The sequence below is a fragment of the Pseudomonas sp. Van50 genome, assembly GCF_055390755.1.
In genome coordinates, this window is the sequence record NZ_AP024343.1 from 4911915 (window position 1) to 4927843 (window position 15929).

The 15929-nt window shown below is 61.8% G+C and carries 11 protein-coding genes, 4 tRNA genes and 1 pseudogene; 2 read left to right on the top strand and 14 right to left on the bottom strand.

Annotated elements, in window-relative coordinates; all coding sequences use genetic code 11:
- Positions 1 to 44: 44 nt before the first annotated feature.
- The 3 genes from ACZ5M5_RS20815 to leuC form a co-directional block, all read right to left on the bottom strand.
- Entirely contained in the window at positions 45 to 809 is a 765-nt protein-coding gene (locus tag ACZ5M5_RS20815; protein ID WP_060741440.1) for a class I SAM-dependent methyltransferase, read from the bottom strand.
- Between the two features lie 140 nt (positions 810 to 949).
- A complete protein-coding gene (leuD, locus tag ACZ5M5_RS20820; RefSeq protein ID WP_060741439.1) occupies positions 950 to 1594 on the bottom strand; it encodes a 3-isopropylmalate dehydratase small subunit in 645 nt (214 codons plus the stop codon).
- Positions 1595 to 1605: 11 nt separating this feature from the next.
- A complete protein-coding gene (gene leuC / locus ACZ5M5_RS20825; protein ID WP_464737914.1) occupies positions 1606 to 3024 on the bottom strand; it encodes a 3-isopropylmalate dehydratase large subunit in 1419 nt (472 codons plus the stop codon).
- Between the two features lie 157 nt (positions 3025 to 3181).
- Between leuC and ACZ5M5_RS20830 the strand changes: the two are divergent.
- Together ACZ5M5_RS20830 and ACZ5M5_RS20835 are read left to right on the top strand one after the other, a co-directional pair.
- A pseudogene (locus ACZ5M5_RS20830) lies at positions 3182 to 4071 on the top strand (LysR family transcriptional regulator).
- Between the two features lie 69 nt (positions 4072 to 4140).
- A complete protein-coding gene (locus ACZ5M5_RS20835) occupies positions 4141 to 7419 on the top strand; it encodes a sensor domain-containing protein (protein WP_060741437.1) in 3279 nt (1092 codons plus the stop codon).
- 62 nt (positions 7420 to 7481) lie between these two features.
- Here the strand turns inward: ACZ5M5_RS20835 and ACZ5M5_RS20840 are convergent, their stop codons facing one another.
- The 11 genes from ACZ5M5_RS20840 to uvrB all read right to left on the bottom strand — a co-directional run bounded on the left by ACZ5M5_RS20840 (position 7482) and on the right by uvrB (position 15893).
- Complete coding sequence (locus tag ACZ5M5_RS20840; RefSeq protein WP_053123476.1) at positions 7482 to 7934, bottom strand: Hsp20 family protein; 453 nt, start codon at positions 7932 to 7934, stop codon at positions 7482 to 7484.
- Between the two features lie 119 nt (positions 7935 to 8053).
- Positions 8054 to 9013: a tRNA dihydrouridine synthase gene (locus ACZ5M5_RS20845; RefSeq protein WP_060741436.1), complete on the bottom strand. Its 960-nt coding sequence runs from the start codon at positions 9011 to 9013 to the stop codon at positions 8054 to 8056.
- A 382-nt stretch (positions 9014 to 9395) separates the two neighbouring features.
- Positions 9396 to 9845, bottom strand: coding sequence for an acyl-CoA thioesterase (locus ACZ5M5_RS20850; RefSeq protein WP_060741435.1), 450 nt, complete (start codon positions 9843 to 9845; stop codon positions 9396 to 9398).
- An 85-nt stretch (positions 9846 to 9930) separates the two neighbouring features.
- Complete coding sequence (locus tag ACZ5M5_RS20855; protein WP_060741434.1) at positions 9931 to 10764, bottom strand: alpha/beta fold hydrolase; 834 nt, start codon at positions 10762 to 10764, stop codon at positions 9931 to 9933.
- Between the two features lie 28 nt (positions 10765 to 10792).
- Entirely contained in the window at positions 10793 to 11332 is a 540-nt protein-coding gene (locus tag ACZ5M5_RS20860) for a TetR/AcrR family transcriptional regulator (RefSeq protein ID WP_058546579.1), read from the bottom strand.
- A 181-nt stretch (positions 11333 to 11513) separates the two neighbouring features.
- Positions 11514 to 11589: transfer RNA gene (locus ACZ5M5_RS20865), tRNA-Glu, on the bottom strand.
- A 75-nt stretch (positions 11590 to 11664) separates the two neighbouring features.
- A tRNA-Ala gene (locus ACZ5M5_RS20870) sits at positions 11665 to 11740 on the bottom strand.
- Positions 11741 to 11793: 53 nt separating this feature from the next.
- Positions 11794 to 11869 (bottom strand) — tRNA-Glu (locus ACZ5M5_RS20875).
- Between the two features lie 79 nt (positions 11870 to 11948).
- A tRNA-Ala gene (locus ACZ5M5_RS20880) sits at positions 11949 to 12024 on the bottom strand.
- Positions 12025 to 12170: 146 nt separating this feature from the next.
- Positions 12171 to 13652, bottom strand: coding sequence for a glutamate--tRNA ligase (gene gltX, locus ACZ5M5_RS20885; RefSeq protein WP_041023763.1), 1482 nt, complete (start codon positions 13650 to 13652; stop codon positions 12171 to 12173).
- Positions 13653 to 13877: 225 nt separating this feature from the next.
- Positions 13878 to 15893 (bottom strand): excinuclease ABC subunit UvrB, encoded by a 2016-nt coding sequence (uvrB, locus tag ACZ5M5_RS20890; protein WP_060741432.1) that lies wholly within the window; start codon positions 15891 to 15893, stop codon positions 13878 to 13880.
- Positions 15894 to 15929: the final 36 nt, after the last annotated feature.

Consider the following 15929-nt stretch of genomic DNA (forward strand, 5'->3'; position numbering starts at 1 on the left):
ACACGGGCCTGGGTTGCGCACCCAAGGCCTGGCCGGGAAAAATGCTATCGCTCGGCCCACAGCACCAGTACATCTGTACTGAACGAACCATCGGCCTCAATCTCAAAATATTCTCGCACTTCATCGCCCATCGAACGCTGCAGCTGGAGAATCGCCCCGCGCATCACCTCGGGCGTACGCATGCGTTCGACCCAGGAGTGGTACTCCAGGCGCAGGCGCTGGCGCGAGGTGCTGCGGGTGTGCAACCCCGCTTCGCTGACCTGGCGCAACCACTCGCCGGCCGAATAATCGCGCACATGGCTGGTATCGCGCAGCACTTCGATGCTTTGCAAGTAGGTGTCCAGCAACGGCGTACCCGGCGACAGGATGTCGATGAACGCCATCACCCCGCCCGGCTTGAGCACCCGTCGCACTTCCCGCAACGCCAGGCCCAGGTCGCTCCAATGATGCGCCGAATAACGGCTGAACACGAAGTCGAACTCAGCGTCGGCGAACGGCAGGCGCTCGGCGGCGCCCCGTACCGTGCTGATGTTGTCCAGGCCACGCTCGGCCGCTGCCGCGGTCACAACATCCAACATCTGTTGGGACAGATCGTAGGCCACCACTTCACCGGCCAGGGGCGCCACGTGGAAACTCACATGACCGGCGCCACAGCCCAGGTCCAGCACACGGGCATCGCCACGACCGGCCAACGCAGCCTGTAGCAGCGCGAACTCGGCGCCCTGGGCGTGCACGGCACTGCTCAGATAGGCCGAAGCCTGTTCACCGAATTGCTTTTGTACAACCTGACTGTGGGCGGTGTTGGTCATGGGATGTCCTTATGGTTTTTTATTGCCTGGGCGGCCCCATCGCGAGCAAGCTCGCTCCCACAGGGGATTTTGGGTGTTCACAAAACACCTGTGGGCGCGAGCTTGCTCGCGATGAAGCCGGTACTGCCTACATCAATCCATCAAGCATCGCGAAACAACCAAGGCTGGCTCGCCCGGTGCCTGGCCTCGAACGCGGCAATCGCCTCGCCGTCCTGCAGGGTCAGGCCGATGTCATCCAAGCCGTTGAGCAGGCAGTGCTTGCGGAACGCATCGATCTCAAAACCCAGCACCTTGCCATCGGGACGGGTCACCGTCTGGGCGGCCAGGTCGATCTGCAGTTGATAGCCAGGGTTGGCCTCGACCTGCTGGAACAGCTCATCCACGTCAGCATCGCTGAGGATGATCGGCAGCAAGCCGTTCTTGAAGCTGTTGTTGAAGAAGATGTCGGCGTAGCTCGGCGCTATGATGCTGCGGAAACCGTACTCTTCCAGGGCCCATGGCGCGTGCTCGCGGCTCGAACCGCAGCCGAAGTTCTCCCGGGCCAGCAACACGCTGGCGCCTTGGTAACGCTCAGCGTTGAGCACGAAATCCTTGTTCAACGGCCGCTTGGAGTTGTCCTGGTACGGCTGGCCGACATCCAGGTAGCGCCATTCGTCGAACAGGTTCGGGCCGAAACCGGTGCGCTTGATGGACTTCAGGAATTGCTTGGGAATGATCTGGTCGGTGTCGACGTTGGCACGATCCAAAGGCGCGACAAGACCGGTGTGCTGGGTAAAAGCTTTCATGCTGCGCTCCTTCAGATCAATTCGCGGACGTCGACGAAACGGCCGTTGACGGCCGCCGCGGCGGCCATGGCCGGGCTCACCAGGTGCGTACGGCCACCGGCGCCCTGACGGCCTTCGAAGTTACGGTTGGAGGTGGAGGCGCAATGCTCGCCGGACTCCAGGCGGTCAGGGTTCATCGCCAGGCACATCGAGCAGCCCGGCTCACGCCATTCGAAACCGGCCTCGAGGAAAATCTTGTCCAGCCCTTCCGCTTCGGCCTGGGCCTTCACCAGGCCCGAGCCCGGCACCACGATGGCCTGCTTGATGGTCGAGGCCACCTTGCGGCCCTTGGCGATCACCGCCGCGGCGCGCAGGTCTTCGATCCGCGAGTTGGTGCAGGAGCCGATGAACACGCGGTCGAGCTGGATGTCGGTGATCGCCTGGTTGGCGCTCAAGCCCATGTACTTCAAGGCACGGACGATGGAGTCGCGCTTGACCAGGTCCATTTCCTTGGCCGGATCCGGCACGTTCTGGTCCACGGCCAAGACCATCTCCGGGGAAGTGCCCCAGCTGACTTGCGGCTTGAGCTGCGTCGCGTCGAGCTCGACCACCGTGTCGAACTTGGCATCGGCATCGGAGACCAGGTCTTTCCAAGCCTCGACCGCCATATCCCATTCCGCGCCTTTGGGCGAGAACGGACGGCCCTTGACGTATTCCACGGTTTTTTCATCGGCGGCCACCAGGCCGACGCGGGCACCGGCCTCGATGGACATGTTGCAAATGGTCATGCGGCCTTCGACGGACAAGTCGCGGATCGCGCTGCCGGCGAACTCGATGGCATGGCCGTTACCGCCGGCGGTGCCGATCTTGCCGATCACGGCCAGGACGATGTCCTTGGCGGTCACGCCGAACGGCAACTTGCCTTCGACGCGCACCAGCATGTTTTTCATTTTCTTGGCGACCAGGCACTGGGTGGCGAGCACGTGCTCGACCTCGGACGTGCCGATGCCGTGGGCCAGGGCGCCGAACGCACCGTGGGTCGAGGTGTGCGAGTCGCCGCAGACCACGGTCATGCCAGGCAAGGTCGCGCCCTGCTCCGGGCCGATGACGTGGACGATGCCTTGGCGCACATCGTTCATCTTGAATTCGACGATGCCGTATTCGTCACAGTTATCGTCGAGGGTCTGGACCTGCAAGCGCGAGACCTGGTCGGCAATGGCTTCGATGCCGCCCTTGCGCTCCGGCGTGGTCGGTACGTTGTGGTCCGGGGTCGCGATGTTGGCATCGATGCGCCACGGCTTGCGCCCGGCCAGGCGCAGGCCTTCGAAGGCTTGCGGCGACGTCACTTCGTGAATGATGTGACGGTCGATGTAGATCAGCGCCGAGCCATCGTCGCGCTGCTTGACCAAATGCGAATCCCAGAGCTTGTCGTAGAGCGTTTTGCCGGCCATCAGACGGTTTCCTCATCAGCTTGTTTCTATGCCCCGGGCCTTGAACGAATCAATAACCCCTTGGCTTGTGAGGCTGATCCTATGGGGTTACATTAAATAACTCAAATTCATATTTTTCATGCTTTGCATAACTAACTGGAATCCGACCGGAACCGTCATGGACCTCGCCAACCTCAATGCCTTTATTGCCATCGCCGAGACGGGCAGTTTCTCCGGCGCCGGTGAACGCCTGCACCTGACCCAGCCAGCCATCAGCAAGCGCATTGCCGGCCTCGAACAACAACTCAAGGTGCGCCTGTTCGACCGCCTGGGCCGAGAGGTGGGCCTGACCGAGGCCGGCCGGGCCCTGTTGCCGAGGGCCTACCAGATCCTCAACGTACTGGACGACACCCGCCGCGCCCTGACCAACCTGACCGGCGAAGTGACCGGGCGCCTGACGCTCGCCACCAGCCACCACATCGGCCTGCACCGCTTGCCACCTTTATTGCGCGAGTTCACCCGGCGTTATCCCCAGGTGGCGCTGGATATCCAGTTCCTGGATTCGGAAGTGGCCTACGAAGAAATCCTCCATGGCCGGGCGGAACTGGCCGTCATCACCCTCGCCCCCGAGCCCCACACGCTGGTAAGGGCCACGCCAGTGTGGGACGACCCCCTGGATTTCGTGGTCGCCCCGGAGCATGCGTTGCTGGAAAACAGCGCGGTGAGCCTGGCGGACATTGCCTTGCATCCGGCAGTTTTCCCGGGGGCAACACCTTTACCCATCACATCGTGCAACGGTTGTTCGAGGCCCAGGGCCTGACGCCTAACATCGCCATGAGCACGAATTATCTGGAAACCATAAAGATGATGGTTTCCATCGGCCTGGCCTGGAGCGTTCTGCCGCGCACCATGCTCGATGAACAGGTCGCGCGCATTCCTTTGCCGGGCATACAGCTCAGTCGCCAGCTAGGCTATATCTTGCACACCGAACGGACGCTATCGAATGCCGCACGGGCTTTCATGGCCTTACTGGACGCACAAATCGATTTGCCAGGGACAAAGGCATAGGTTGTGCCGCGCCTGTAGGGCCTTGAATGCTTGTGCTTAATGCCCAAAACCGCTCAAGGCTCGCTAGAAATGCCCAAACCTGCTGACCATCTCCCGCCCCTGCCGCGCATTCAGGCGCTCGACCCGAAGCGGTCCGAGCAAAGCTGGGACAGCGCGCCACAGTTGCTGGCCGCCCTGAACGGTGCGCGGCTGGGCGCTTGGTCGTGGGACATCGACAGCGGCCAGATCAGCTGGTCCCGCGGCACCCAGGCGTTGTTCGGCTTCGATCCGCGCCAACCGTTGCCGGCGGACGTGGACTACCTCGACCTGCTGTTGCCCGAAGACCGGGCCAGGGCCGTGCGCGCCTTTCACGCGGCAGTGGCCGGAGCGCCGGTGGAACAGGCGATGCATCACCGCATCGTCTGGCCCGACGGCAGCCTGCACTGGCTGGAAATCAGTGGCAGCGTGCTACCCGACAAGCACGGTCGGCCGCGCATGATCGGGGTGATTCGTGAAATCACCCATCAGCGCGAGCGGGAACAGGCGCTGCGCAGCTCGGAAAAACGCTTCGCCACGCTCTTTCATCTGTGCCCGAACATGGTCTTGCTGACCCGCCAGGAAGACGGGCTGATCAGCGAGGCCAACCAGTATTTCGAAAGCCTGTTCGGTTGGCCAGTACATGACGTGATCGGCCGTACCACCCTGGAGCTGGGCCTGTGGGTTGACCCCAGGCAGCGGGCGAAACTGGTGGAGGCAACCAAGGCCAAGGGCGAGCTGGTCAGCATGGAGGTGGAGTTCCGGGCCAGCAACGGCCAGATTCATAGCGGCATTCTGAGCGCGCAGAAAGTCGAGCTCGAAGGCCAGCCGTACCTGCTGAGCACGTTCCTCGACACCTCCGAGCGCAAGCTCGCCGAACAGGCCCTCAAGGACAGCCAGGAACGCCTGGACCTGGCCCTCGACTCGGCGCAACTGGGCACCTGGGACTGGCACATTCCCAGCGGCATGCTCTACGGCTCGGCCCGGGCCGCGCAGCTCCATGGCCTGGAACCCAAGCCGTTCCACGAATCATTCGATGCGTTTTTCGAGGGGGTTCCCACAGAAGAACGCAACAACATGCGCAACGCCTATCGCAGCCTGCGGGAAGGCCCGGCGGGCAACTATCAATTGACCTACCGCGTACAACTGCCCGACGGCACCTCGCGCTACCTGGAAAGCCGCGCCCGCCTCTACCGCAACGACGACGGCAGCCCCTTGCGCATGGCCGGGACCTTGCTGGACATCACCGACCAGGTGGAGCGCGAACAAAGCCTGGCCGCCTCGGAAGAGAAGTTCGCCACGCTGTTCCAGGTCAGTCCCGACCCGATCTGCGTCACCCACCAGGACAGCGGGCGCTTCCTCGAGATCAACTCCAGTTTCACCCAGACCTTTGGCTGGACCACCAACGACGTGATTGGCCTCAGCGCCGACGAAATCGGCCTATGGGGTGGCTCGGGCAGCAGTCTGCAACGCATCGAACGGGTGATCCGCGAACAATCGCTGAACAATGTCGCCATCGTCGTTCACCACAAGAACGGCCAGCCATTGACCTGTGTGATTTCCAGCCGGCAAATCAACGTCGGCAACCAGCCGTGCATCGTCACGACCTTGCGCGACATCACGCAGCAGCAACGCTCCGAAGCCGCCCTCAAGGCCAGTGAAGAGAAATTCGCCAAGGCGTTTCATTCCAGCCCCGACGCCATCACCATCACCGAACACCAAAGCGGTCGCTACCTTGAGGTCAACGACGGCTTCTGCCGGTTGACCGGCTACCGCGCCGACGAAGTGATAGGGCATACGGTCTACGAGGTAGGGATCTGGGCCGAAGAAAAACAGCGCGCCGCCCTGCTGGCCGAATTGCAACTCAAGGGCCGTGTGCACCACCAAGAGATGCTCGGGCGCAATAAACGTGGGGAAATCCTCACGGTGGAGGTCTCGGTCGAGCCCATCACCCTCAATGAAACCGAGTGCCTGCTGCTGACCGCCCGAGACGTGAGCCTGCTGCGCAATGCCGAAGCCCAGATCCGCCACCTGGCCTACCACGACTCGCTGACCAACCTGCCCAACCGGGCCTTGCTGATGGACCGCCTGAGCCAGCAGATCGCCCTGCTCAAGCGTCACAACTTGCGCGGCGCCCTGCTGTTTCTCGACCTGGACCACTTCAAGCACATCAACGATTCCCTCGGTCACCCGGTGGGCGACACCGTACTGAAAATCATCACTGCACGCCTGGAAGCCAGCGTACGCCTGGAAGACACCGTGGCGCGACTGGGTGGCGATGAGTTCGTGGTGCTGCTCAGCGGCCTGGAGGGCTCGCGCAGCGAGGTCAGCAAGCAAGTGCAGGCCCTGGCCGACACCCTGCGTGAACTGCTCTCGGAACCGATGTTTCTCGATGGCCAGCGACTGCAGGTCACGCCGAGCATCGGTATCGCGTTGATCCCCGACCACGGCTCCACCCCCACCGATTTGCTCAAGCGCGCCGACATTGCGCTGTATCGCGCCAAGGACTCAGGACGCAACACCTCGCAGATGTTCCACACCACCATGCAAAAAGCCGCCAGCGAACGGTTGCGCATGGAAACCGACCTGCGCCTGGCCCTGGCCCGTGGCGAGTTCAGCGTGCATTTCCAGCCTCAGGTCGATGCCCGGGACAACCGCATCATCGGCGCCGAAGCCTTGGTGCGCTGGCATCACCCGGACCTCGGCGCCCAATCGCCCAACGAATTCATCAAAGTGCTGGAGGACAGTGGCCTGATCCTCGAAGTCGGGACCTGGATCCTCGATGAAGCCTGCGACGGCTTCAAGCAACTGATCGCCAAGGGCAAGATCGATCCGCAGCGATTCAGCCTGTGCGTGAACATCAGCCCACGACAATTCCGCCAGAGCGACTTCGTCGAACGCATCGAAAACAGCCTGGCCGCCCACGGCCTGCCCTGCTCGCTGCTGAAACTGGAGATCACCGAAGGTATCGTGATCCAGAACCTGGACGACACCATCGCCAAGATGCGCCGGCTCAAGAAGCTGGGGGTGAGCTTCGCCATGGACGATTTCGGCACCGGTTATTCGTCACTGACCTACCTCAAGCGCCTGCCGGTGGACACGCTGAAAATCGACCAGTCATTCGTGCGCGACGCCACCAGCGACCCCAACGACGCCGAAATCATCCGCGCCATCGTCGCCATGGCCCGCAGCCTCAACCTGGTAATGATCGCCGAAGGCGTGGAGACCCTGGAGCAATTGCATTTTTTGCAGGGGCTTGATTGCCATTTGTACCAGGGTTACCTGCACAGCCGGCCGTTGCCGCTGGAGGCGTTTGAGCGGTTGTTGCCATAGTGGGAGCCCCCCACAGATATGAAAAAGGGCGCCATCAGGCGCCCTTTTTCAGTTGCGATGCATCAGTTTTGCAGCGCGGGTTGCTGCTGCGCACCGTTGATCGGGATGCGCTTGGCTTTCGCCTCTTCCGGAACCACTCGCAACAGGTCGATGCTCAACAGACCGTTACGCAGGCCGGCGGACTTGATCTCGATATGATCGGCCAACCGGAAGGACAGCTTGAACGCACGCTGGGCAATGCCCTGGTGCAGGAAGGTGACGCTGTCGTTGCTGGCTTCACGCTTGCCGCCACTGATGGTCAGCACACCTTTTTCCACTTGCAGGTCCAGGTCTTCTTCCTGGAACCCGGCGGCGGCGACCACGATGCGGTATTCGTCATCACCATGTTTTTCCACGTTGTAGGGTGGATAGCTGCTGCCTGGTTCGTTGCGCAGGGCGGTTTCGAACAAGTCGTTGAAGCGATCGAAGCCTACCGAGGAACGGAACAGAGGGGCCAGCGAAAATGCAGTACTCATGATTCAAATCTCCTGAAAAATTCAGCAAGTTTTTTTGTCTCCGCGACCCGAATTCGGCATCGCGTAACCCCTATCTAGGGTCCGCCAAAAACTTTTCAAGAGGTTTTTTCGAATTTTTTTCAGGCCGCTTCGGTGCGCTGAACACCCAATAAATGCCCCACCGCGTCCAGGTCGGTTTCCCGGCGTAGCGCGGTAAACAGCTCCACCGCTTCGGGGTAATTGCGGGTCAGCATCGCCAGCCACTGCTTCAACCGGCCCGGGGCCTGGCGCGGCGTCAACTGTTCGACCACTTGCTGCCAAAAATCATGGAGCATCGGCTGCAACTCGGCCCAGGACATCTCGACCACGTCCTCGCCAGCCCGGGCGGCGGCGATCTGCCGGGCCAGGTCAGGGCGGGAAACGAGGCCGCGACCAAGCATGATGTCTTCGACACCGCTGATTTCGCGGCAACGGCGCCAATCCTCCACGCTCCAGATATCGCCATTGGCGAACACCGGCACCTTGACCACTTCCTGCACGCGGGGGATCCACTCCCAATGGGCCGGAGGCTTGTAGCCATCGACCTTGGTCCGCGCATGCACCACGATGTGCGCCGCGCCGCCTTCGGCCAACGCCGTGGCACAGACCAGGGCGCCGTCCGGGCTATCGAAACCCAGGCGCATCTTGGCGGTGACGGGGATGTGTTTCGGCACCGCGCGGCGCACGTGTTCGACGATTTCGTTGAGCAGTTCCGGCTCCTTGAGCAACACTGCGCCGCCCCGGGATTTGTTCACGGTCTTGGCCGGGCAACCGAAATTGAGGTCGATCACCTCTGAGCCCAACTCGCACGCCAACGCCGCGTTTTCCGCCAGGCACACCGGATCGGAGCCGAGCAACTGCACCCGCAACGGCACGCCGGCAGCGGTCTGGGCACCGCTCAGCAGCTCAGGGGCGAGCTTATGGAAATAGGCCGGCGTGAGCAGACGATCGTTGACGCGGATGAACTCGGTGACACACCAGTCGATACCGCCAACACGGGTCAGGACGTCCCGCAGGATGTTGTCGACCAACCCCTCCATGGGCGCCAGGGCAATTTGCATGGAAACACACACTCAACGAAAAAACGTGCGGCAGTTTACCGGATTTTGCCCATGACATCGGAATTCACCACCAATCCCTGTGGGAACCGAGCTTGCTCGCGATGGCGGTGGGTCAGCTTGCGCAAATGTTGAATGTATCGCCGCTATCGCGAGCAAGCTCGCTCCCACACGGGCTCCAGGGCGTTAATGGAGTCGAAGTCCACCACCAATCCCTGTGGGAGCTGAGCTTGCTCGCGATGGCGCTGGGTCAGCTTGCGCAAATGTTGAATGTATCGCCGCTATCGCGAGCAAGCTCGCTCCCACACGAGTTCCAAGGTGTTCATGGAATCGAAGTCCACCACCAATCCCTGTGGGAGCTGAGCTTGCTCGCGATGGCGCTGGGTCAGTCCACGAGGATGCCGGACGGTTCCAGGGCGGGGCCATACCCCTCGATGAATTCCTGGGGCATGCGCTTGGGCCGGCCAGTGGACAGTTCGATGCAGACGAAAGTGGTCTGGGCCCGCAGCAACGTGGCGTTGTCGCTGGGACGGACCAGCTGGAAATGCCGGGTCATTTTCAGGCGCTGGTCCCAGTCGACGATCCAGGTCGCCAATTGCAGTTCGTCGCCTTCATAGGCGGCCGCCAGGTAATCGATTTCATGCCGCACCACCGCCATGGCCCGGTCCAGGCGTCGATACTCCACCAGATCCAGCCCCAGGCGCTGGGAATGGCGCCAGGCACAGCGCTCGAGCCAGGTGACGTATACCGCGTTGTTGGCGTGGCCCAGCCCGTCGATGTCTTCGGCATTGACCTGAAGATCAATGATGAATGGCGTTGCCCGATCCCAGCCCATGCCCCTCTCCCGGTCGAATTTGGATCGGGGCAGTGTAACGGATCCTAGCTCGACCGCCATCGCGGGCAAGCCTTGCTCCCACCGCTCAAGCCGATTGCCGCGCTTGCAGGCTGCGACCGGCCAACAGTGATAACACCCCATCAATGACCCGAGGATCGGCCAGCACCCGCTGATGCCCGCCCTGTGGCAGTCGCAGCAGCCGACTGTCGAACCAGGCGTCATGAATCAATTGCGACTCCTTGACCGAGACCGATGTGTCGTCCTCGGCATGGACGATCAACCCCGGCACGTCCAACTGGTAATGCGCCACATCCATCTTCGAGGCGGGCATGCCCACGTCGCTTTCCACCTGACGAATGAAGGCCGAACGCGCCTTGGGCGGCAGGCCCATCATCCGGGAGAAACCGCGCAGCACCCCAAGAATGCGAGCGGGCGCGGCGATGCTGACCAGCGTCTCGGTACGCAACCCCAATTGGACCGCCAGCATGGCGCTGGCGCCGCCCATGGAGTGCCCGATCACCGCCTGCAACGGCGGCAGCTCGGCGGCGGCTTCGAGCATGGCCCTGGCGAACAACAGGACATTCGCCTCACGACCCGGCGAGCGACCATGGGCCGGACCGTCCAGCGCCACGACCGTGTAACCAGCGCCCACCAGGGCCGTGATCAGCGCCGCGAACTGGGTCGGCCGCCCTTCCCAACCGTGCATCAACAAGACCGCCGGGCCTTTGCCCCAGCGCAAGGCCGAGAGACCGAAACGCAAGGTGATACGCTCGGAAGTCGCCAGCAACGGCAGTTCCCAATCCCGCGGCGGCAAGTTTCGAGGGCGCATGAACAGCGAACGCATCTGCTTCGCCACCAGGCGTGGAGCCACCCAGCCAAGCGTGCCATTGACACTACGTATCCAGCTCAACCTGTCCATCGCTCATCTCCAGGGCTCGCGCCTCAGCTCAACGCACCGCCGACTTGGCGGCGCGCAGCAAACGATCCGATAACTCTCCCGGGCCCAATGCCCGCGCCAGTGCCAGGCCACCGACCATCAAGGCGATGTCGGCCAGGGCCTTGTCGGCATCCTCCGGGCTGGCCGCCAATTGCGCGACCATCAACTCGATATGCTCATTGAGCACCTCACGAAACGCATCCGGCAGTCGCCCGAGTTCGCCGACCGACGCCGGAATCGGGCAGGCTTGCTCGGTGGAGTCGCGGTGCTTTCGGGACAGATAGAACGCGGCGACCAACGCACGCCGCTCTTCGCCTGTCAGCTCACCGTCCATATCGGCGATCAAGCCGCGGCGCCGATTGAGCAATTGCTTGAAGGCCTCCAGCATCAAGGCATCCTTGCTTTCGAAATGGGCGTAAAAGCCGCCCACCGTCAGCCCGGCTGCGCCCATCACCTCGCCCACGCTCGGTTCCGCCGGCCCACGCTGGATCAGCGCATCGCTGGCGGCCTTGAGAATGCGTTCACGGGTTTGTGCCTTTTTATCGCTCATCGTCGCCTCCGAATATTACGACTGAAATATTATCCATGTAATAATTTTCCGCAAGCGGAAATTTTCACCGCTGGTCAGAAGACTTTTTCAAAGGATAAGGGAATTGGCCAAACGCCAGACAAACAAAAGGGCCATTCAAGAATTGAATGACCCTTATAAAATCCCGCAGAGCGGGTAATCGTGGCGTCCCCTAGGGGACTCGAACCCCTGTTACCGCCGTGAAAGGGCGGTGTCCTAGGCCACTAGACGAAGGGGACACAAACCTTCTAACTTGATCAGCGCTGAGAACTGATCGATTCAAGGCCGGTGTGGCCAAACCTTGAACCTGTAATTGGTGGAGCTAGACGGGATCGAACCGTCGACCTCTTGCATGCCATGCAAGCGCTCTCCCAGCTGAGCTATAGCCCCGGATTTTTCGCCTCGCGGCGGAGCGACATCTTGCAACATCGCTTCTGTAAAACTGGCGTCCCCTAGGGGACTCGAACCCCTGTTACCGCCGTGAAAGGGCGGTGTCCTAGGCCACTAGACGAAGGGGACGCAAACCCTTCTATACAACTGATCAACGCTGAGTGTTGATCGCTTCAAGGCCGGTGTGGCCAGACCTTGAAGTGTAAATTGGTGGAGCTAGACGGGATCGAACCGTCGACCTCTTGCATGCCATGCAAGCGCTCTCCCAGCTGAGCTATAGCCCCTCATCGCTGAGGACGGGGCGAATCTTAAGGGCGTATCGGAGGGCTGTCAAATTTATTTTCAACAAATATGAAAATTTTTTGCCGGGATAACAATCACTTACCGACAAACCCCGGAAAACCGGGGTATGTCCTGCCTCATCGAGCGCTTACGCGATCGCGCCCAGCAGTTTTTCCCACTCCTTGTTCTCCTTCTTCGACACGCCACCGAGCAGATCGATGGCCTGGCGCAGGCGGAAACGGGTCAGGTCCGGCCCGAGAATTTCCATCGCATCGAGCACCGACACCGAACTGGCCTGGCCGGTAATGGCGGCGAACATCAGCGGCATGGCATCGCGCAGTTTCAACTCCAAGGATTCGACCACGGCCTGGATGGTCGCCGTGATGCTGTCCTTCTCCCACTGACGCAGGCTTTCGAGCTTCCACAGGATCAGTTGCATCAACTGGCGTACCTGGTCGCCGGAGAGTTTCTTGGACTCGAACAGCTTCGCGTCCGGCGTCACGCCACCGGCAAAGAAGAAGCCGGCCAGCGGGGCGATCTGGCTGAAGGTCTCTACCCTGCCCTGCACATGGGGCGCGATCTTCATCATGTACTCAGGGTTCAACGCCCACTTCTGCACACGTGCGGCGAACTCTTCCACCGGCAGGTCCCGCAGCCACTGGCCGTTGAGCCACGACAGCTTCTCGATGTCGAAGATCGGCCCGCCCAGGGAGACCCGCGACAGGTCGAAATGCTCGACCATTTCCTGCAGCGAGAACTTCTCGCGCTCGTCCGGCATCGACCAGCCCATGCGCCCCAGGTAGTTGAGCATCGCCTCGGGCATGAAGCCCATGCGCTCGTAGAACGTCACCGAGGTCGGGTTCTTGCGCTTGGACAGCTTGCTCTTGTCCGGGTTACGCAGCAGCGGCATGTAGCACAGCTGCGGTTGTTCCCAGCCGAAGTATTCGTAGAGCAGGATCAGTTTCGGCGCCGACGGCAGCCATTCTTCACCACGCAATACGTGGGTGATGCCCATCAGGTGATCGTCGACCACGTTGGCCAGGAAGTACGTCGGCAGGCCGTCGGTCTTCATCAGCACTTGCATGTCCATGCGATCCCACGGGATCTCGACATCGCCACGCAGCATGTCCGGCACCACGCAGACGCCTTCGCTCGGCACTTTCATGCGGATCACATGGGGCTCGCCGGCCGCCAGGCGACGGGCGACTTCTTCCTTGGACAGCAGCAGCGCCCGGCCGTCATAGCGCGGGGTTTCGCCGCGGGCCATTTGCTCGGCGCGCATCTGGTCCAGCTCTTCGGCGGTGCAGAAACACGGGAACGCATGCCCCATGTCCACCAACTGCTGGCAATACTGCTTGTAGATATCACCGCGCTCGCTCTGGCGGTACGGACCGTGTGGGCCGCCGACGTCCGGGCCTTCGCTCCAGTCGATCCCCAACCAGCGCAAGGCATCGAAGATCTGTTGCTCGGACTCGCGGGTCGAACGCAACTGGTCGGTGTCCTCGATCCGCAGGATGAACTCGCCGCCGTGCTGCTTGGCAAAGCAATAGTTGAACAAAGCGATGTAGGCGGTGCCGACATGGGGATCGCCAGTGGGCGAAGGCGCGATGCGGGTGCGGACGGTGGTCATGGCATGTCTCGGAAAGAATATAAAAGCGAAGATCGAACAGGGGGCGAATGGTAACAGGCGATGGCGGGCGGGCTCCAGTGAGAGCGGGATTTGTGTGGCCAGTCGTCAGACCGAGTCGCGCCCATCGCGAGCAAGCTCGCTCCCACAAGGGATCATTGGGCGACTCGATCGAACTTGTGGGAGCGAGCTTGCTCGCGATGAGGCCCTTAAGGTCGCCACACAACCTCAGACAGCCAACAACCGCTCCCGCAACTTGCCAATCTCATCACGCAATTGCGCCGCCGCTTCGAACTCCAGGTCCCGGGCAAGCTGGTACATTTTCTCTTCCAATTGACGGATACGCTTGGTGATCTCGCTTGGGGAGCGCAGTTCGGCCTCGTAGCGGGCGCTCTCTTCGGCCGCCTTGGCCATGCCCTTGCGCTTCTTGCTGCGCGAGCCTGGCACGGTGGCGCCCTCCATGATGTCGGCGACATCCTTGAACACGCCCTTGGGGGTGATGCCATTGGCCAGGTTGAAGGCGATCTGCTTGTCACGACGGCGCTCGGTCTCGCCGATGGCCCGCTCCATGGAGCCGGTAATGCGGTCAGCGTACAGAATCGCCCGGCCGTTCAGGTTACGCGCCGCGCGACCGATGGTCTGGATCAACGAGCGTTCGGAGCGCAGGAAACCTTCCTTGTCGGCGTCGAGAATCGCCACCAGCGACACTTCCGGCATGTCCAGGCCTTCGCGCAGCAGGTTGATGCCCACCAGCACATCGAAGGTGCCCAGGCGCAGGTCGCGGATGATCTCGACCCGCTCCACCGTGTCGATGTCCGAGTGCAGGTAACGCACCCGCACGCCGTGGTCGGCCAGGTAATCGGTAAGGTCTTCGGCCATGCGCTTGGTCAGCGTGGTGACCAGCACCCGCTCCTCCACCGCCACGCGCTTGCTGATTTCCGAGAGCAGATCGTCCACCTGGGTCAGCGCCGGACGCACCTCGACTTGCGGGTCCACCAGCCCGGTCGGTCGCACCACCTGCTCGACCACCCGCCCGGCATGCTCGGCTTCGTAGTTGCCAGGGGTGGCCGAGACAAAAATCGTCTGCGGGCTTACGCTTTCCCATTCGTCGAAGCGCATCGGCCGGTTATCCAGCGCCGAGGGCAAGCGGAAACCGTACTCCACCAGGGTTTCCTTGCGCGAACGGTCGCCTTTGTACATCGCGCCGACCTGGGGCACGCTGACGTGGGACTCGTCGATCACCAGCAAGGCATCGGCCGGCAGATAGTCATACAAGGTCGGCGGCGGCGCACCTGCCGGACGGCCCGACAGGTAACGCGAGTAGTTTTCGATGCCGTTGCAGTAGCCCAGCTCCAGGATCATCTCCAGGTCGAACCGGGTCCGTTGCTCCAGACGCTGGGCTTCCACCAGCTTGTTGTTCGAACGCAGGTACTCCAGGCGCTCCTGCAACTCGGCCTTGATCCCCTCGATGGCGTCCAGCAGGGTTTCCCGCGGCGTCACGTAGTGGCTCTTGGGATAGAACGTAAAGCGCGGCAATTTGCGGATCACTTCGCCGGTCAGCGGATCGAACGCCGAAAGACTCTCCACTTCATCGTCGAACAGTTCGATGCGGATCGCTTCCAGGTCCGATTCCGCCGGGTAGATGTCGATGACATCGCCCCGTACCCGGAAGGTCGCCCGGGCAAAATCCATGTCGTTGCGGGTGTACTGCAAGTCCGCCAGGCGCCGCAGCAAGGCGCGCTGGTCGAGTTTGTCGCCGCGATCCACGTGCAGCACCATCTTCAGGTAGGTTTCCGGGCTGCCCAGGCCGTAGATGCACGACACCGTGGTGACGATGATCGCGTCCTTGCGCTCGAGCAGCGCCTTGGTCGCCGACAGGCGCATCTGTTCGATGTGGTCGTTGATCGAGGCGTCCTTCTCGATGAAGGTGTCCGACGATGGCACGTAGGCCTCGGGCTGGTAGTAGTCGTAGTAGGAAACGAAGTACTCCACGGCGTTGTTCGGGAAAAACGCCTTGAACTCACCGTACAGTTGCGCCGCCAGGGTCTTGTTCGGCGCCAGGACCAGGGTCGGGCGCTGTACCTGGGCGATCACGTTGGCAATGCTGAAGGTCTTGCCCGAGCCGGTCACACCGAGCAACGTCTGGTGCGCCAGCCCGGCCTCGATGCCTTCGACCATCAGGCGGATGGCTTCCGGCTGATCGCCGGCGGGCTGGAAGCGGGTGACTAGCTGGAATTCAGACATGACATAACCTCTGGATTCACCCCTGTCAGCCAGCGA